This window comes from Mycobacterium sp. pR1184 (assembly GCF_041287235.1).
In the GTDB taxonomy this organism is placed as follows: domain Bacteria; phylum Actinomycetota; class Actinomycetes; order Mycobacteriales; family Mycobacteriaceae; genus Mycobacterium.
The window spans coordinates 1-17,815 of the sequence record NZ_JBGGKR010000008.1 but is presented as its reverse complement, the minus strand read 5'-3'; the positions used below and the strand labels follow the sequence as shown (position 1 = coordinate 17,815).

Below are 17,815 nucleotides of genomic sequence, written 5' to 3'. Positions count from 1 at the left end.
TCGCGGCTATTTCCCGGGCGGAAGTTGGCGTGGGCCTCGGGGTGGGCGAAGCTGGCGCGGACCCTCGCGCTGCGACAACTCCGGTGTGCGATCGCTGTCCGCGGGCGCCAGCGGTAGGCCGTCGGCGTCCTTGACGCCCAGTTGCGCTGCGCCGTGTTGTCCCACGCGCGGGGCCGGGGGGTCGTGCGTCTCGTGGTGCTCGCGCGAAGAGGCAATCCGTTCGCGGCGCTGCGCATCGGTCGGCGACGGCTGCGGCTCACCGGTGTCAGAACTCTCGGCGTCGAAAGTGACTTTGCGAGTGCGCCGGAGCGCGAACGTGATCTCCTCGACCTCTTCGAACACGTGGCGCGCGGTGCGCAGCGGTGCGGTGGTGTTGTCGATGGCCCGCGCGACGAACGGCGGCACCAGTGGACGAATCCAGCGCGCCGCGGCCCTGGTGGCGTCGGGGAGCGACGGGATGGCCGAAGCGGTGGGCTCGTCCGGCACTTCAACCTCGCCGGCCGGTTCGACCTCCGCCGGCAGATTCTTCGCCGTCGGCCGCAGGTCGGCATGGGAATCCGTTAGGCCGGAGGGCAATTCGGTGATAGCCCGACTGGCGGCTTGCGCCTCGGCGGCGATCGGCAGGTAAATGTCTTCCTGCACCGGTTCGAAGGTCCGCGCCGGTGGCGCGGGGCGCACACCCTCGATGGCTTCGGTGACCCGACGGCGCTGCTGCTCCCGGTCGATCTCGGTCTGCGCCTCGATGGCCAGCCGAGCCTGAGTGAGTTGGTGCTCTGCCCAGAGGATTTCGGCTTCGCGGCGGACTTCGGCGCGCTTGATCGCGATCGCGGTATCCGCGTCGAGTTCGGCGCGCTCACGCTCCGCGCGGGCGGTCGCGTGGCGATCGTGAGTGGTCTCGCCGCGCCACATTCGCAGAATCAGGGGAAGCAAGTAGACCAACACGCAAAACGCGATGGTCAGCAAGCGCAACACCATCGCCCCGGCGCTGGCGAAGGTGAGCTCGTTCATCGCGATCCAGCGCGCGCCAAGGCCGCCCGGGCCGGCATCGGCAAGCACCCGCTGGCGGGCATCGTTGACGGCCTGCTCCTCGCGGGAGATCGTGGCGTCCAGTGCGGGTGCCTGGGTCTCGCGGGCCGCCAACGCGTTGTCCAGCTCGTGCTGCGCATCGGCGAGAATCTCGTTGGCCGTTCGGGTTTCGGGCCCGGCACCGGGATCGCCGGTGATGCGGGTCTGTGGGCACGCCGGACTCGGGTGGTACTCGCAGCGCGCGACGACCAGGGCGTTGTCCTGTCCGTTGCGCGCCTGAGTGACCGCGTCGTCGAGCCCGCTGCGCGCCGCACGGGTGCGTTGCAGCGCTGCCGACGCCTGCGCGACAGCCGGCGCCGAGTCGGCGCTGCGCACCGCCCGGTCCTCGAGATGGTGATCGATCGAGCGGGAAAACACGACGAGCGCGGCGAGTTCGCCGACGACAACGCCGACCGTCACCGCGACGACCACCCGTCCCGCGACGCCGGGCCAGCCGCGGTGCGGGCCGCTGGCGATGCCGCGCGTCACCGCCCCGACCAGCAGACCGAAGACAAGCGTCAGCGCGACGATCGCAATCAGCGGCCAGCGTGCCGACGCGTCAACCGCCAACGCCGCGACCAGCCAGGCCAGCATGGCTCCGAGCAGCACCACTGCACCCGCGACGGCGTGGGTGGACCGCTCGTGGCGTTCACTTAACTCGCGCCAATGCCCGCCACCAAGCCAGGCGAGTACCCCCTCGGCCCGGGAGACGGCTGAGCGCGGCTCAATTGATTCGTGGGCGCCCATCAGACTCCAACACCTCCGTCGTCAAGCGTCCCAGGCCGTCGGCCGACACACCGAATCGAAGCGCCGACGTGTGGCGTTGTTCACAACGGGTTGCGGTCGGGGCCGATGGGGGTGAAATTCCTGCGACGCGGACGGATCAGCGAAGTTTCCGGCAAATGCCGTGAGACGGTATAAGCCTATGCAAAACCACGACTACGTCACCTACGAAGAATTCGGTCGCAGATTCTTCGAGGTCGCCGTCACTCCCGAGCGTGTCGCCGCCGCATTCGCCGATATCGCCGGCAACGAATTCGCGATGGAGCCGATTGCCCAGGGTCCCGGCGGAATTGCCAAGGTCAGTGCCAACGTCAAGATCCAAGACCCGCGGGTCACCCGACGCTTGGGTGACAGCATCACCTTCGTCGTTCACATTCCACTCTCCATTGATCTGCTGCTGGACTTGCGGCTCGACAAGCAGCGTTTTCAGGTCTCCGGTGACATCGCGTTGCGTGCGACGGCACGGGCGGCCGAGCCGCTGATCCTGATCGTCGACGTCGCGAAACCACGGCCCTCCGATATCACCGTGAACGTGTCGTCAAAGTCGTTCCGTGGCGAGATATTGCGCATCCTGGCCGGCGTCGACGGCGAGATTCGCCGATTCATCGCCCAATACGTCGCCGACGAAATCGATGCGCCCCACTCGCAGGCCGCGCAGGTCATCGACGTCGAAGAGAAGTTGAACGAGGCCTGGCCGTAGTCGACGCGCCGGCGCCGCTGCGCGCCGTCGACAATCCGGCTGCCTCCCGTGGCCGACCCGCAGCCCGGGCAAACGAAACCGACCGCCTGAAGCGGACCGACGAATTCGTCACACCGCAAAGAGCGGTGGGTTAGTCTACGGCCGTGCGGCACCCATTTCAGCCTGATAGTTCGTGTACATAGGAGGTTCACATGGCCCATCGGTGGTTACTCGCGGCAACGCTGATCGCGGGAGTAGCGATCTCGGGGTGCTCGTCCGGCAGCAAAACGACGAGTCCGTCCGGATCGTCGACGAAGAGTTCCCTCAGCGTCCGCCACGTCGAGCTCCTCGTCGAGTGAAACCACCGAGGCGGCACCAACAACCACACTGGACATCAGCCAGTGCGTCGATGTCACCGGTGCGAACGCCGACCTGCTGACCGCGTCGGACAACGCTGCCGCTCGCAAAGCCGCCGACACCTTGGAGAAGTACAACCCGCCGGCCAAGGTCAAGGACGCAATCGAACATTTCGTCACCACCGGCGGTGCTCACTTCGATGACCCGGACTACACGAAAAACAACAAACTCGTCAGCGACTGGGTAAAAGGCGTCTGCCCGACGTAACCACCGGAATCAGCCCAGCACCGGCAAATTGCTTCCGGGGCCCACCGCGGCTCCGGAAGCCTGCCGGCCGCCGAGGCGGTGACGCAGCGCGCGTTTTGCGATTCCCCGGGCGCGGGTATGTAGAACCTCGACTGAACGCTCAAAACGGTCACAAGAGGAGCGACAAACCTTGGCGCAAGTGGATGTTTCGACGACGTCGGATCTGGACCCCGGTGCCGCCTGGAAACTGGCGTCCGATCTGGGTCGATTCGAGGAGTGGATGACGATCTTCGGCGGCTGGCGCGGTGAAATACCGTCGACGATCGAGCAAGGCACCCAAGTCTCGTCGTGCATCAAGGTCAAAGGATTCCGCAACGTCGTGCATTGGACGGTGACCCGCTACGACGAACCCAAATCGATTGAGCTGCAAGGCCGCGGTAGGGGTGGGATCCGGATCACCGTGGCGATGGACGTGACGGACACGCAGCCGGGGTCCGTCTTCCACTTGAACGCCGACATCGGGGGCGGGGTGCTCAGCGGACCGGTCGGAAAAGTTGTGGCGCGCGTGCTGCGCTCCGATGTGCGCACGTCGGTGGAAAATCTGGCCGCTCTGCAGTAGCCGCGGGCGTCACCGCGCCGGGTGGCTTGCGAACCATTCCCGTTCCGCCTGGCGGATTCGCCTGCCGTCCATGGCAAGCCAGTCCAGCCCGACGCCCAACGCCATCAGTCCGACGATGGCCGCCGAGAGACCAATGCCGATCTGGCCCAGTGCAAATCCCACGACGCACACCACCAACGCGATCACCGCCGCACCGACGACGAGCATGCCGGGCGTCCGCACGGATCGCTGCGGCGGTCCGGTCCGGCCATCGTCGGTCCAGCTGCGGCTGTTGTGCTCCATGCAGACGCGGCTACCCGAAAAGCCGCGTGGCCAAACGACTTCGGCGAGCGCGCTCATTCCGGATCCCACGACAACAATCGACGTACCGACCGCGTCTCGATGGCGTTGACGGTCAACAGTCGGCGCGTGATCCGCCACCCCGAGTCCGTCGACTCGTACTCGTCGTCGTAACGCAAATGCCAAGCCGCGTCGAATACCTCATCGTCACGCCGAGTCCAGTGATGGGCGACGCACGCGATCCGGCCGCGCGCCGCGCCGGCCCGCGGCCCCTCGTCGTACACCTCGCCGACGATCGCGTGTTCGGTACGGGCGACCGCGGCCACCGCGGCAACGGCCTGCGCAATGGCCGGCCGGCCCCGATGCGCATGAAGCGGCGTCAACGTGGCCGGCGGCTCAGGCACCACCAGCTCGGCATCTACCGCGAAAAGCGCTGCCACGGAATCAAATTGACGATCATCGACCCCGGCGGCATAGCGGTGCACGACATCGCTGAGTGTGGATCGGTCGTTCGCGGACAGCGTCATGGTCCCGAAGCTAACAGGCGCCCGGTGAGATGGTTGGCGGTGCCAGCGCGGCGCGCACCGCGTCGGCCAAAGCGGCAGCCCGGCGACTGGTGAATACGTCCTCGAGCATCACGGGCTTACCGTCGGGGCCGGTCAACGGAACCCGCCAGTTCGGATACTCGTCGGTGGTACCGGGCTGATTCTGGGTTCGGCGATCACCGACCGCATCGGTCAGCGCCACGCCCAACAACCGCGACGGCGTGCGGCCCAGGTAGCGGTAGAGGGCCAGCACGATCTGCTCGGGGTCAGGGTTTGGGTCGTGCTCGCCGAGCAGCCCCACCCGGCGCAGCTCGGCCATCCAGGCCGCCAATTCCGCCCGGTCGGACTCGAGTTCTTCGCTGACGGGCCGGGTCAGCAATCCCAGTGACTCGCGCAGCCGGACATGGTCGCCGGCCAAGTAACCGGCGGTCGGCGGCAGATCGTGGGTGGTGACCGACGACAGGCAGTACTCGCGCCAGCGTTCGGCGGGCAGCGGACCGCCGGTTCCGTCGCGGTCGAGCTCGAACCAGAGAATCGAGGTGCCCAGCAGCCCGCGGAGTAAGAGGTAATCGCGGACCCACGGTTCGACCGTGCCGAGGTCCTCGCCGACCACCAGGGCACCGGCGCGGTGTGCCTCCAGTGCGACGATGCCGACCATCGCCTCGTGGTCGTAGCGCACGTAAGTGCCTTCGTTCGGCGGTGCGCCCTCGGGGATCCACCACAGCCGGAACAACCCGATGATGTGGTCGATCCGCACACCGCCGGCATGGCGCAACACCGCCTGGATCAGCGCGCGAAACGGCCGGTACTCCTGCTCGTCCAGTCGGTCGGGACGCCATGGCGGCTGCGACCAATCCTGGCCGAGCTGATTGAACTCATCGGGCGGCGCGCCCGCTGTCACCCCCAGGGCCAGCACATCTTGCAAAGCCCAGGCGTCGGCCCCGTTCGGGTGCACGCCGACCGCCAGGTCGTGCATGATGCCCAACGACATGCCGGCCCGCACCGCCTGCGACTGTGCCGCGGCGAGTTGTTCGTCGATCTGCCATTGCAGCCAGCGGTGGAAATCGACCGCCTCCGCATGCTTTTCGGCGAACCGGGCAACGCCGATCGCGGTCGGATGCTGCAGGAATTCCGGCCAGCAATGCCAGTCGCCGCCGTATTTTTCGGCCAGCGCGCACCAGACGGCGAAGTCGTCGAGCGCGCTGCCTTCACGCTCACAGAAGGCGGCATAGGCCAGCTCCCGGCCCGCGGACCGCGGTATCCGGTAAATCAGCTTCAGGGCCTCCCGCTTGGCCTTCCATGCCTTGTCACGGTCGATGGCATCGAGCCGGGCGGCGTGCTGTTGAACCTCGTCGCGAAGCCGCCGCAACCGGCCACGCTTGGCCAGGTCGGCGAATTCGGGGATGGACTCGACGCGAATATAGAGCGGATTGAAGAAGCGGCGTGACGTCGGAAGATAGGGAGAAGGCTCCATCGGGATCGTCGGGGTGGCCGCGTGCAGCGGGTTGACCAACAGGTAGTCGGCCCCGTGCCGCGACGCCGACCAGACGGCCAGGTCGGTCAGGTCGGTGAGGTCCCCGACGCCCCACGACTGCTCGGACCGCACGCTGTAGAGCTGGGCGGCCAGGCCCCAGGCCCGACGCGCGCCGAGTTGCTCCGGTAGGCCGAGCCAGTCGGGCGTCACGATCAGCGCGGCGCTGGTCTCGATACCTCTGGATCGAAGATGCAAACGGTGGTAGCCCAGCGGCAGATCCGTCGGCAGCACAAAGCTCGCTTCGCCGACCCATCGCCCGTCCAGATTGAACGGTGGCGTGAAGTTGTCGACCTGCTGCACGCCGCCGTGCACGGTCCCGTCCTCGAGCCGCAACAAAACTTCGGCGGGATCGCCGTGGGTCACGTGCACCCAGAACCGCGTCGGGGCGCCGGTGCGGGCGACGATGGTCGCCGGCAGTTGACGCGACCAATAGGCGCGCAGCTGGTTGGCCAGGGCCTCGTTGCGATCCTGCTCGGTGCCGGCCTCGACGCCGAGCGCCGCGAGCACCGCGATCAGCGTGCGCTCCGATGTCTGAGCCTGGCGGCCCGCCCAGTCCTCGTACCACGTGGAAATGCCGAATCGGCCGGCCAGTTCGACCAACGAAGGTGCGAGCTCAGTCATGCCGCTCATCTTGCTGCCAAACGCCGCCCGGCACGACGCGAGCCGGGCGACTGACGCCGCCGATGTTGCTGGCGCCGAATACTTAGCAGGTCAGCGAAGCGTCGGGGTCGCGCTGGCTCGACAGGACGGGTCGGCCGTCCGCGGCTACGATCCCAATGGAGAGATGAACAGTCCGGCCGGGGGATCCAGTGGGGAACGGGGAAACTGCCAGCTCAGCGGCGTTTGCCAGCGCTGCGCGAGTCGGCGGTGCCGTTGGACGCCGGACGGATTGATGGACGTGACGAGGCTTCGAAGTGAACGCCACGTTGCGCTACATGGCGAGGTCATTGCGGGTGGCTTACGGTTATCGATGTGATTCGCGCGCTGGACGTTGTCCAGGCGTTCTAACAGACCGGATGGTGAATTAGTGGCGGAAGAGAGTCGCGGGCAGCGCGGCTCGGGGTATGGCCTCGGGCTATCGACGCGCACCCAGGTGACCGGCTATCAGTTCCTGGCTCGGCGAACCTCGATGGCACTGACCCGCTGGCGGGTCCGGATGGAGGTCGAGCCGGGACGGCGTCAGACCTTGGCCGTCGTGGCGTCGGTCTCGGCGGCGGTGGTGATCTGCCTGGGCGCGCTGTTGTACTCCTTCATCAGCCCGGCCGGTCAGGTGGGGGATTCGCCGATCATCGCCGACCGCGACTCCGGTGCGCTGTACGTCCGGGTGGGCGACAAGCTGTACCCGGCGCTGAACCTGGCCTCGGCCAGGCTGATCACCGGACGCCCCGACAACCCGCATCTGGTGCGCTCCAGCCAGATCGCCAACGTCCCGCGGGGCCCGATGGTGGGCATCCCCGGCGCGCCGTCGACGTTCGGCCCCAAGACCCCGTCCCAGTCGTCGTGGCTGATCTGCGACACCGTCGCCGGCTCGACCGGCGTCGGTGCGCCCTCGGGTGTGACCGTGACGGTGATCGACGGCACGCCCGACCTGAGTAACCGCCGCCACGTCTTGAACGGCTCGGACGCCGTGGTGTTGAGCTACAGCGGCGACACCTGGGTAATCCGGGAAGGACGCCGGTCGCGGATTGACGCGGCGAACCGCTCCGTGCTGTTGCCGCTCGGCTTGACGCCGGAACAGATCAGCTTGGCAAAGCCAATGAGCCGCGCCCTGTTCGACGCGTTGCCGGTGGGTCCCGAGCTGACGGTGCCCGAGGTGCAGAACGCGGGCAGCGCGGCGACCTTCCCCAACGCGCCCGGCCCGGTGGGAACGATCCTGGTCACGCCGCAAATCAGCGGGCCCCAACAGTATTCGCTGGTGCTGCCCGAAGGTGTGCAGACGCTGCCGCCGTTGGTCGCGCAGATCATGCAGAACGCCGGTGGTGCCAACAACAGCAAGCCGGTGACCGTGGAGCCCGCGGCGTTGGCCAAGATGCCGGTGGTCAACAAACTGGACCTGTCGTCGTACCCGGACAACCCGCTGAATGTCACGGACCTGCGGGAGAACCCGGCGACCTGCTGGTGGTGGGAGAAGACCAGCGGCGAGAACCGGGCCCGCATCCAGGTCATCTCCGGACCGACCATCCCGGTGTCGCAGTCCGAGTCGAAAAAGATCGTCTCGCTGGTGAAGTCGGATACCACCGGCCGCACCGCCGACCAGGTCTACTTCGGTCCTAACTTCGCCAACTTCGTGGCCGTCACCGGCAACGATCCCGGTGCCAAAACCACCGAATCGCTATGGTGGGTGACGGATGCCGGCGCCCGATTCGGTGTCGACGACACCCGCGAAGTGCGAGAGGCGTTGGGTTTGCAAACCAACCCGAGCCTGGCGCCGTGGGTCGCGCTCCGGCTCCTTCCGCAGGGCCCGACGCTGTCGCGGGCTGATGCGCTGGTGGAGCACGACACCCTACCGATGGATATGTCCCCTGCAGAGTTGGTGGTACCGAAGTGAAGCGTGGATTCGCCCGGCCGACGCCGGAGAAGCCTCCGGTCATCAAGCCGGAAAACATCGTCCTGCCGACACCGCTGAGCATTCCGCCGCCAGAGGGCAAGCCGGTGTGGTTGGTCGTGGTCGGCGTTCTGGTGATCGGCCTGATGATCGGCATGGTCGCCATGGTGTTCAGCAGCGGCTCGCGGGTGTTCGGCGGCGCCGGCGCGATTTTCCCGATCTTCATGATCGGCGGTGTCGCGATGATGATGTTCGGCGGCCGGTTCGGTGGCCAGCAGCAGATGAGCCGGCCGAAACTGGACTCGATGCGCGCCCAGTTCATGCTGATGCTGGACATGCTGCGGGAGACCGCCCACGAGTCGGCCGACAGCATGGACGCCAACTACCGGTGGTTCCACCCGGCTCCCGACACCCTCAGTGCCGCGGTGGGATCCCCGCGGATGTGGGAGCGCAAGCCCGACGGCAAGGACCTCAACTTCGGTGTGGTCCGCGTCGGCGTGGGTATGACGCGTCCCGAGGTGACCTGGGGTGAGCCCCAGAACATGCCGACCGACATCGAGCTGGAGCCCGTTACCGGTAAGGCACTTCAGGAATTCGGTCGCTACCAAAGCGTCGTATACAACCTGCCCAAGATGGTTTCGCTGCTCGTGGAGCCCTGGTACGCGCTGATCGGTGAGCGCCCGCAGGTACTGGGATTGATGCGTGCGATCGTCTGTCAGCTGGCGTTCTCCCATGGCCCCGACCACGTGCAGATGGTCGTGGTCAGTTCGGACCTGGACGAATGGGACTGGGTCAAGTGGCTGCCGCACTTCGGTGATTCGCGGCGCCAGGACGCGGCGGGTAACGCCCGGATGGTCTACAGCTCGGTGCGCGAGTTCGCCGCCGAGCAGGCCGAATTGTTCGCCGGCCGCGGATCGTTCACGCCCCGCCACGCCAGCTCGTCGGCCCAGACGCCGACGCCGCACACGGTGATCATCGCCGACGTCGTTGACCCGCAATGGGAATACGTGATCAGCGCCGAAGGTGTCGACGGCGTCACCTTCTTCGACCTGACCGGTTCGTCGATGTGGACGTCGGTCCCGGAGCGGACGCTGCGGTTCGACGACAAGGGCGTGATCGAGGCGCTGCCTCGAGACCGCGACACCTGGATGGTGATCGACGACAAGCCGTGGTTCTTCGCCCTGACCGACCAGATCAGCGCCGCCGAGGCCGAGGAGTTCAGCCAGAAGATGGCGCACTGGCGCCTCGCGGAAGCCTACGAGGAGATCGGCCAGCGGGTCGCGCACATCGGCGCGCGGGACATCTTGGCCTACTACGGGGTTGACGATCCCGGTGACATCGACTTCGACGCGTTGTGGGGTGCCCGCACCGACACGATGGGCCGCTCGCGGTTGCGGGTGCCGTTCGGTAACCGCTCCGACAACGGCGAGCTGCTGTTCCTGGACATGAAGTCACTGGACGAAGGCGGCGACGGCCCCCACGGCGTCATGTCCGGAACGACGGGTTCGGGTAAGTCGACACTGGTGCGCACCGTGATCGAGTCCCTGATGCTCGCCCACCCACCCGAGGAGCTGCAGTTCGTCCTGGCCGACCTCAAGGGTGGATCGGCGGTTAAGCCGTTCGCCGGGGTGCCGCACGTTTCGCGGATCATCACCGACCTCGAGGAAGACCAGGCGCTGATGGAGCGCTTCCTCGACGCGCTGTGGGGCGAGATCGCCCGCCGCAAGGCGGTGTGCGACAACGCCGGGGTCGACGACGCCAAGGAATACAACTCGGTGCGGGCCAGGATGCGCGCCCGCGGTCAGGACATGCCGCCGCTGCCGATGCTCGTGGTGGTTATCGACGAGTTCTACGAGTGGTTCCGCATCATGCCGACCGCGGTCGACGTCCTCGACTCGATCGGCCGGCAGGGACGCGCCTACTGGATCCACCTGATGATGGCCTCGCAGACCATCGAGAGCCGCGCCGAAAAGCTCATGGAGAACATGGGCTACCGGTTGGTGCTGAAGGCGCGTACCGCCGGAGCGGCGCAGGCCGCTGGTGTGCCCAACGCCGTGAACCTGCCCGCGCAGGCCGGTCTCGGTTACTTCCGTCGCAGCCTCGAGGACATTGTCCGGTTCCAGGCGGAGTTCCTGTGGCGTGACTACTACTCCCGCGGGATCACCGTCGACGGCGACGAAGCACCCGTGCTGGTGCACAGCATCGATTACATTCGCCCTCAGCTGTTTACCAACTCGTTCACCCCGCTCGAGGTCACCGAGGCCGGGCCGGACCTCGAGCCGTCGGCGATCCTGGGCAACGGCGAGGCGCTCGAGGTCGACGGCGCCGAGAGTGAAGACGAAGACGACGAAGGCATCAGGACGCCGAAGGTCGGCACGGAGATCATCAACCAGCTCCGCAAGATCGACTTCGAGCCTTACCGGTTGTGGCAGCCGCCGCTGACCCAGCCCGTCGCGATCGACGAATTGGTCAACCGTTTCCTCGGCCGGCCCTGGGACCAGGACTACGGCGCGTCGAAGGACTTGGTGTTCCCGATCGGCATCATCGACCGCCCGTTCAAGCACGACCAGCCGCCGTGGACGGTGGACACCTCCGGGCCGGGCGCCAACGTGCTGATCCTGGGTGCCGGTGGTGCGGGCAAGACCACGGCCCTGCAGACGCTGATCTGCTCGGCCGCGCTGACCCACACCCCCGAGCAGATCCAGTTCTACTGCCTGGCCTACAGCAGTACCGCGTTGACCACGGTCGCGCGTCTACCGCACGTGGGTGAGGTGGCCGGGCCGACCGATCCTTACGGTGTGCGCCGGACAGTGGCCGAACTGCTGGCGCTGGTGCGTGAGCGCAAGCGCAGCTTCCTCGAGTACGGGATCGCGTCGATGGACGTGTTCCGGCGTCGCAAGTTCGGTGGCGAGGCCGGCCCGGTGCCCAACGACGGCTTCGGCGACGTCTACCTGGTGATCGACAACTACCGGGCACTGGCCGAAGAGAACGAGGTCTTGATCGAGCAGGTGAACCAGATCATCAACCAGGGCCCCTCGTTCGGGGTGCACGTTGTGGTCACCGCCGATCGCGAATCCGAGCTGCGGCCGCCGGTGCGTAGCGGGTTCGGGTCCCGCGTCGAGCTGCGTCTGGCCGCGGTCGAGGACGCAAAGCTGGTGCGGTCCCGGTTCGCCAAGGACGTCCCGGTCAAGCCGGGGCGCGGCATGGTCGCCGTCAACTACGTCCGACTCGACAGCGACCCGCAAGCGGGCCTGCACACACTGGTGGCCCGGCCCGCGTTGGCCAACACCCCCAACAACATCTTCGAGTCCGACAGTGTGGTCGCGGCCGTCAGCAGGCTCGCGAGCGGCCAGGCGCCTCCGGTGCGCCGTCTGCCGGCACGGTTCGGTGTGGAGCAGGTGCGGGAGCTGGCTGCCCGCGACCACCGCCAGGGTGTTGGCGTCGGCGGAATCGCCTGGGCCATCTCCGAATTGGACCTGGCGCCGGTGTACCTGAATTTCAACGAGAACGCGCACTTGATGGTGACGGGCCGACGCGAATGTGGGCGTACCACGACGCTGGCCACGATCATGTCCGAGATCGGCCGGCTGTATGCCCCGGGCTCGAGCACCGCACCGACGCCCCCGGAGGGCAAGCCCTCGGCACAGGTCTGGTTGGTCGACCCGCGGCGTCAGCTGCTGACGGTCCTGGGCACCGAGTATGTGGAGAAGTTCGCCTACAACCTCGACGGTGTGCAGGCGCTGGTGGGCGAGCTGGCCGCGGTCCTGGCCGCCCGCCAGCCTCCGCCGGGGCTGACCGCTCAGGAGTTGCTGTCGCGGTCGTGGTGGAGCGGTCCGGAGATCTTCCTGATCGTCGATGACGTCCAGCAGCTGCCACCGGGCTTCGATTCGCCGCTGCACCAGATCGCTTCGTGGGTGACCCGGGCCGCCGACGTCGGCCTGCATGTCTTCGTCACCCGGACGTTCGGTGGTTGGTCGTCGGCGGGCAGCGACCCGATTCTGCGGGCCCTGCACCAGGCGAACACGCCGCTGCTGGTGATGGACGCCGACCCGGACGAAGGCTTCATCCGCGGCAAGATGAAGGGTGGCCCGCTGCCCCGTGGTCGAGGCCTGCTGATGGCCGAGGACACCGGGGTGTTCGTCCAGGTGGCGGCAACCGAGGTCAACAAGTAGGGCAGCAGTCGCTGAGTTGGGGTTGCCGCGGGTCGACCGCGGTCAGTCCCAACTCAGCGGCAATGCTTTGAGCGCGAATGTCTTTGACGGAAACCTGATTTCGGGCGTGTAGTCCGCGGGCACGTCGAAGTCGGGGATCTGTTTGAGCCATTCGGCGACGATCACGGTCAGCTCGATGCGCGCCAGGTGAGACCCCAGGCAGCGGTGCGGACCACCGCCGAATCCCCAGTGCCGGTGCACCTTTCCGTCCATCACAATGTCGTCGGTCGACACCGAGTCGGTGCCATCGCGATTGATCGCCGCCATGCACAACCGCACCGAAGTGCCGGGGGGAAGCGTCATGCCGCCGATTTCGACGAACTCGGTGGTGACTCGGGGAGCCACCGGCGCCGACGGCTCGAGCCTGACGATCTCCTCGATGAAAACCCTTGTCTGCCTTGGATTGTCGCGAAGCATGTCGCGCAGCTGCGGTCTGCGCGCGAGTTCGTAGATGGCGTATCCGATCGCTGCGGTCACGGTGTCCAGGCCGGCCAGGATCAACAGATGACTCATCCCGAGCAGTTCGAGATCGCTGAAGTCGCCGTCGCCCGTCATGACCTGGGACAGCATGTCGGTGCCCGGGTTCTTCCGACGTTGGGCGATCACGTCGGTGAGGTAGTTCAACAGCAGGTGGCCCTTGTTGAGGTCCTCCTGGCTGAGGTAGGGGTTGTCCGCGATCAGGGCGTCTTTCCAGCCGATCAGCAGGTCGCGATCTTCCAGCGGAAGGCCATAGAGGTCAAGAAACACCTGAAATGGATACAGGTTCGCGAAATCCGCCATCACCTCGCAACTGCCGCGGCCGGCGAACTCCGCGATCATCTCGGCCGCGTGGCGCTCGAGCACCGGCCGCGACTTGCTCAGGGCGTGCGGGCTGAAGTACGGCTGCAGGATCTTGCGGTAGCGGGTGTGCTCGGGCGGGTCGAATGCCAATGGCACCACCGGCAACGGGTACCCGGGGGGCTGCAGCGCCAGCCGCGAGGAGAAGACCTTGGGATTTCGCAGCGCGGCCAGCACGTCGTCGCGCCGCGTTATGTAGTAGAAGCCGTTCATGAAGACGACCGGGCCCGCGTCCCGGAGCACCTTCCATCCGACACCACGGTCGACGGCCATGGGCAATTTGGCGTATTCGAGCCGCGGTAGGTAGAAGTCGCCTGGCTCGTAATCGCCAGAGATGCTCATGCGCTCTATCTCCGCTTGTTGTCAGCTATTTCGTTCCTGCTGCCCGACTCGGCCGGCCGCGCGTGGAACGACGCCGTCGCCGGAATTTCGGTGGCACATCAATATCGCACGTGTAACGCAGCGGCTCCAATCCGGCTGGTGGACCGCGGAACTGGCCGCCGCGCGGGTGTCAACATCTTCTAGAATTCAAAAGCGGTCGATTTACCTATCGATTCGTCAAATCCGATCTGGCGCGATCCGTGGACGCGGCGGGGGAGGGGACCTCGTGAGGGTTCGTCTCGAGAAATCGAAATGCGTGGGCCACGCCCAGTGCTACGCCGTCGATCCCGATCTGTTCCCCATCGACGAGTCGGGCTATTCGATCCTCGAAGAACACGAGGTGCCACCCGAGGAAGCGGAGCTGACTCGCGACGGGGTGGCCTCCTGCCCGGAGATGGCGCTCATCCTCGACGAGGAGTGACGAGGACCATCGGCGCCGGTGGCGTCCGGCCCTAAACAGACGGGCGAACCCCGGGTGAACAGCCAGCCCCTGGAAATGAACACCAGTTGGCCGGGAGTGAACAATGGTTGGCCTGGTGTGAATAGTTGGCATCGCCAGTCGGTGGCCGGGGTATAAGCCATTAATGTTTTTCACGAGCGGCAGTTCAGCCCAAACGAGCTGTCGCTTGGTTGCTGGTAGTGGGGGGTAATCGAGGCAGGATGGGCATGACGTTCCTGACCAACTGTCCGGGAAACATGGTGGTGGAACACCGTGCCGTGGATGGCGGGCGGGTGCGCCAGGACCTACCGGATTGCCTGCTCACAGGGTTTGCTAACCCATGGATACGCCTGGCCTTTAAAGGGTCGGCGGTCGGGGGATAGCAGGTGCTGAGGCAGCCGCTAATGGTTTGTACAGGTTCTTACGCGATAGCCGAGATTGCCACCGCAATCCCGGCCAATTGAGGAGGACACGGTGTTGGACTTCGGAGCGTTACCGCCCGAAATCAATTCCGGTCGCATGTATGCGGGCCCGGGATCGGGGCCAATGATGGCCGCTGCCGCAGGCTGGGATGCGCTTTCGGCTGAACTGGCCATAGCAGCCAGCGGATACAACTCGGTGATTTCCGAGCTGACCAGCGGACCGTGGATGGGGCCCGTATCGCAGCGGATGCTCGCCGCGGTCCTGCCGTACGTGACCTGGCTCAGCTCGATGGCGGCTGATACGGAGCAGACCGCGATGCAGGCCCGGGGGGCGGCCGCCGCATTCGAGGCGGCGTTCATGGCGACGGTGCCCCCGCCGGTGATCGCGGCCAACCGCGTGTTGTTGGCGACCCTGATCGCGACGAACTTCTTCGGCCAAAACACCCCGGCGATCGCGGTCACCGAAGCCCAGTACATGGAGATGTGGGCCCAGGACGCGGTCACCATGTACAGCTACGCGGCAGCGTCGGCAATCGAGGCCGAGGTGCCTCCGATCACGTCGTCGCCGCAGACCACCACTCCGGACGGCACGAACAACCAGGCGCAAGCGGTGGCAAAGGCCGCCTCCGAGCCGGCCAGCCAGTCGGGTCAGACGGCGGCCAACGCGGGCACGCAGATGGCCTCCAACAGCACGGTGCCGCAGATGCTGCAGCAAGCCTCGGTCAACGCCCCGGCGGCAGCGCCCCAGCAGGCCGCCGCCGCAGCGGATCCGCCGCCCTGGTGGCAGGGATGGTTCACGATCCCCACGCCGGACAACCCCAATGGTTGGACCCCGGGCTTCTTCAACACGCTGCGCCAGGGCCTGCAGGCCTACTTCGGCGTCGGTCTTGGAGCCTTCGGTTACCAGATGCAGCAGCAGTTGACCTTCGGTCTCGGTGCCACGGCCGGTGGTAGCGGTGCGTGGTACCCGACGCCGCAGTTCGCCGGTCTGGCCGCGCTCGGCGGTGGCCACCCCGGCGGCCTCGCGGCCACCGCGCACCTGGCTACCTCGGTCAAGGTTGGCGGACTCTCGGTCCCCAATACCTGGGCCGGCGCGGCGCCCACCGCCATCGAGGAACCGGCCATCCACGCCACCACCGTCAACTACGCCACCAGCGCCACCGGACCCGCCAACAACGGCATCCTGCAAGGCATGCCCATGACCGGTACCGGACGACGGGCCGCCACCGGCTTCACCCACAAGTACGGCTTCAAGCGCAACGTGCTTGTCCGTCCACCGTCCGCGGGATAACGGCCATGAGGAATTCGAATCTCGAGGAACAGAAGTGACCGCCAGATGAACAGAGATTGTCCAGGTCTGAACAGTTCGCATGGACAGGGCAAGTCCAACTGCGAGCGAACTAACGTCATTGTCAAGAAAACCCGCCGGTGTGTGCACCGGACGGTTACCGAGGAGGGAATCACATGTCGTTTGTGACAACGCAGCCAGAAGCGTTGGCGGCGGCGGCGAGCACGTTACAGGGGATCGGTTCGGCGCTGACCGCCCAGAATGCTGCGGCCGCGGCTCCGACAACGGGTGTGGTACCGGCCGCTGCCGACGAGGTGTCGGCGCTGACGGCGGCACAGTTCGCTGCACACGCACAGATGTACCAGGCGGTCAGTGCACAGGCCACCGCCATCCACGAGCAGTTCGTCAACACCTTGAGCATGAGCTCGGGGTCATATGCGCTGACAGAGGCGGCCAACGCGGCCGCGGCGGGCTAAGGAGATCACGATGATTGATTTTGGAGCGCTTCCTCCAGAAGTGAACTCCGCGCGCATGTACTCGGGCGCGGGTTCGACGTCGATGACGACGGCGGCCTCGGCCTGGCGTTCGCTTGCCGCGGAGCTGAATTCGGCCGCACTGGGTTACGAGAACGTGATCACCCAGCTGTCCAGCGAGCAGTGGCTGGGGCCGGCCTCGACCGCCGCGGTCCAGGCGCTGACGCCGTACGTGACCTGGATGAAGACCACCGCGACCCAGGCCGAAGAGGCTGCCCAGCAGCTCGACTCGGCCGCCGTGGCCTTCGAGACGGCGTTCGCCTCGGTGGTGCCGCCGCCGCTGATCGCGCAGAACCGGGCGCTGCTGACCCAGGCGCTGCAAACCAACGTGCTGGGGCAGAACACCGGAGTCATCGCCCAGCTCGAGTCGCAGTACGGCCAGATGTGGGCCCAGGACGCCACCACCATGTACAGCTACGCGGGACAATCGTCGTCGGCGACCAAGGTGACCCCGTTTGCCGCAGCGCCCGAGGTGTCCACCCAGGACGCCGGGGCCAAGCAGGCCGCGGCGACCTCGTCGGCGGCGAGCACGGGTGCGGGCAACGCCGCCAACACCACGGCACAGGCGATCACCCAGACACCGCAAACGCTGGCAAACGCGGCGTCGCCCCAGGCGTTGGTCGCCGGCACCAACGGCAGCGACCTGCTTACTCAGGGCTGGTTCCTGCTGACTGGGCAGACCATTCTGCCGAGCAGTTTCGCCAGCTTCGTCAACGGTCTGAGCCCGTTCGTCGGTTTTGCCTATAACACCGAGGGTCTGCCGTACTTCTCCGTCGGTATGGGCAACAGTGGTGTGCAGATCGCCAAAAGCACCGGCGCCCTCGGAGGTGCGGCCGCCAGCGCGGCGTCCGCGGCTCCCAAGGGCCTGGCGGGTCTGGGCGGCATGCTCGGCGGCGGTGCCCACGCCGCACCGGCGGTCGCCGCGGGTCTGGGCAACGCCGGCTCGGTCGGGCGCCTGTCGGTCCCGGCCGTGTGGTCCGGAGCCGCTCCGGCGGTCAGCCACGCCGCCGCGGTACCCGTCAGCGCCATCACCGCAGCCCCCGAAGCCGCCG

The 17,815-nt window shown here is 66.7% G+C and carries 15 protein-coding genes; 10 read left to right on the top strand and 5 right to left on the bottom strand.

Annotated features, from left to right (window positions below; all coding sequences use genetic code 11):
• Positions 1-6: 6 nt before the first annotated feature.
• On the bottom strand, positions 7-1,812 hold the full coding sequence (locus tag ACAG21_RS15510) for a DUF4407 domain-containing protein (RefSeq protein ID WP_370497014.1): 1,806 nt from the start codon (positions 1,810-1,812) through the stop codon (positions 7-9).
• A gap of 178 nt (positions 1,813-1,990) precedes the next feature.
• Between ACAG21_RS15510 and ACAG21_RS15505 the strand changes: the two genes are divergently transcribed.
• The 4 genes from ACAG21_RS15505 (at position 1,991) to ACAG21_RS15490 (ending at position 3,749) form a co-directional block, all read left to right on the top strand.
• Positions 1,991-2,548 carry a hypothetical protein gene (locus ACAG21_RS15505; RefSeq protein ID WP_090602139.1) on the top strand — a complete coding sequence of 186 codons (558 nt, stop codon included), beginning with the start codon at positions 1,991-1,993 and terminating at the stop codon, positions 2,546-2,548.
• A 191-nt stretch (positions 2,549-2,739) separates the two neighbouring features.
• Positions 2,740-2,886 carry a hypothetical protein gene (locus ACAG21_RS15500; RefSeq protein ID WP_370497013.1) on the top strand — a complete coding sequence of 49 codons (147 nt, stop codon included), beginning with the start codon at positions 2,740-2,742 and terminating at the stop codon, positions 2,884-2,886.
• Positions 2,887-3,007: 121 nt separating this feature from the next.
• Positions 3,008-3,151: a hypothetical protein gene (locus tag ACAG21_RS15495; RefSeq protein ID WP_370497012.1), complete on the top strand. Its 144-nt coding sequence runs from the start codon at positions 3,008-3,010 to the stop codon at positions 3,149-3,151.
• A 169-nt stretch (positions 3,152-3,320) separates the two neighbouring features.
• Positions 3,321-3,749: an SRPBCC family protein gene (locus ACAG21_RS15490; RefSeq protein ID WP_370497011.1), complete on the top strand. Its 429-nt coding sequence runs from the start codon at positions 3,321-3,323 to the stop codon at positions 3,747-3,749.
• 9 nt (positions 3,750-3,758) lie between these two features.
• Here the strand turns inward: ACAG21_RS15490 and ACAG21_RS15485 are convergent, their stop codons facing one another.
• Genes ACAG21_RS15485 through malQ form a run of 3 tightly spaced genes read right to left on the bottom strand, consistent with a single transcriptional unit; the run spans position 3,759 to position 6,728 of the window.
• On the bottom strand, positions 3,759-4,031 hold the full coding sequence (locus ACAG21_RS15485; protein WP_370497010.1) for a LapA family protein: 273 nt from the start codon (positions 4,029-4,031) through the stop codon (positions 3,759-3,761).
• 53 nt (positions 4,032-4,084) lie between these two features.
• Positions 4,085-4,555, bottom strand: coding sequence for a nuclear transport factor 2 family protein (locus ACAG21_RS15480; protein WP_370497009.1), 471 nt, complete (start codon positions 4,553-4,555; stop codon positions 4,085-4,087).
• A 10-nt stretch (positions 4,556-4,565) separates the two neighbouring features.
• Positions 4,566-6,728: a 4-alpha-glucanotransferase gene (gene malQ, locus ACAG21_RS15475; RefSeq protein WP_370497008.1), complete on the bottom strand. Its 2,163-nt coding sequence runs from the start codon at positions 6,726-6,728 to the stop codon at positions 4,566-4,568.
• Positions 6,729-7,134: 406 nt separating this feature from the next.
• On the opposite strand from malQ, the gene eccB reads away from it, so the two are divergent.
• Together eccB and eccCa are read left to right on the top strand one after the other, a co-directional pair.
• Positions 7,135-8,655 (top strand): type VII secretion protein EccB, encoded by a 1,521-nt coding sequence (gene eccB / locus ACAG21_RS15470; RefSeq protein ID WP_370497007.1) that lies wholly within the window; start codon positions 7,135-7,137, stop codon positions 8,653-8,655.
• Positions 8,652-12,824, top strand: a complete 4,173-nt coding sequence (gene eccCa, locus ACAG21_RS15465; RefSeq protein WP_370497006.1) for a type VII secretion protein EccCa — start codon at positions 8,652-8,654, stop codon at positions 12,822-12,824. Before eccB ends, eccCa begins: the two co-directional genes overlap by 4 nt.
• Before the next feature lie 42 nt (positions 12,825-12,866).
• On the opposite strand, the gene ACAG21_RS15460 is transcribed toward eccCa, so the two are convergent.
• Positions 12,867-14,042, bottom strand: coding sequence for a cytochrome P450 (locus ACAG21_RS15460; RefSeq protein ID WP_370497005.1), 1,176 nt, complete (start codon positions 14,040-14,042; stop codon positions 12,867-12,869).
• A gap of 265 nt (positions 14,043-14,307) precedes the next feature.
• Here ACAG21_RS15460 and ACAG21_RS15455 point away from each other — a divergent pair, with 265 nt between their 5' ends.
• The 4 genes from ACAG21_RS15455 to ACAG21_RS15440 all read left to right on the top strand — a co-directional run.
• Entirely contained in the window at positions 14,308-14,502 is a 195-nt protein-coding gene (locus ACAG21_RS15455) for a ferredoxin (RefSeq protein WP_096287704.1), read from the top strand.
• 492 nt (positions 14,503-14,994) lie between these two features.
• Complete coding sequence (locus tag ACAG21_RS15450) at positions 14,995-16,233, top strand: PPE family protein (RefSeq protein WP_370497003.1); 1,239 nt, start codon at positions 14,995-14,997, stop codon at positions 16,231-16,233.
• Positions 16,234-16,406: 173 nt separating this feature from the next.
• Positions 16,407-16,706 carry a PE family protein gene (locus tag ACAG21_RS15445; protein WP_036469081.1) on the top strand — a complete coding sequence of 100 codons (300 nt, stop codon included), beginning with the start codon at positions 16,407-16,409 and terminating at the stop codon, positions 16,704-16,706.
• Between the two features lie 10 nt (positions 16,707-16,716).
• On the top strand, positions 16,717-17,815 hold a 1,099-nt coding region (locus ACAG21_RS15440; RefSeq protein WP_370497002.1), incomplete at its 3' end, for a PPE family protein.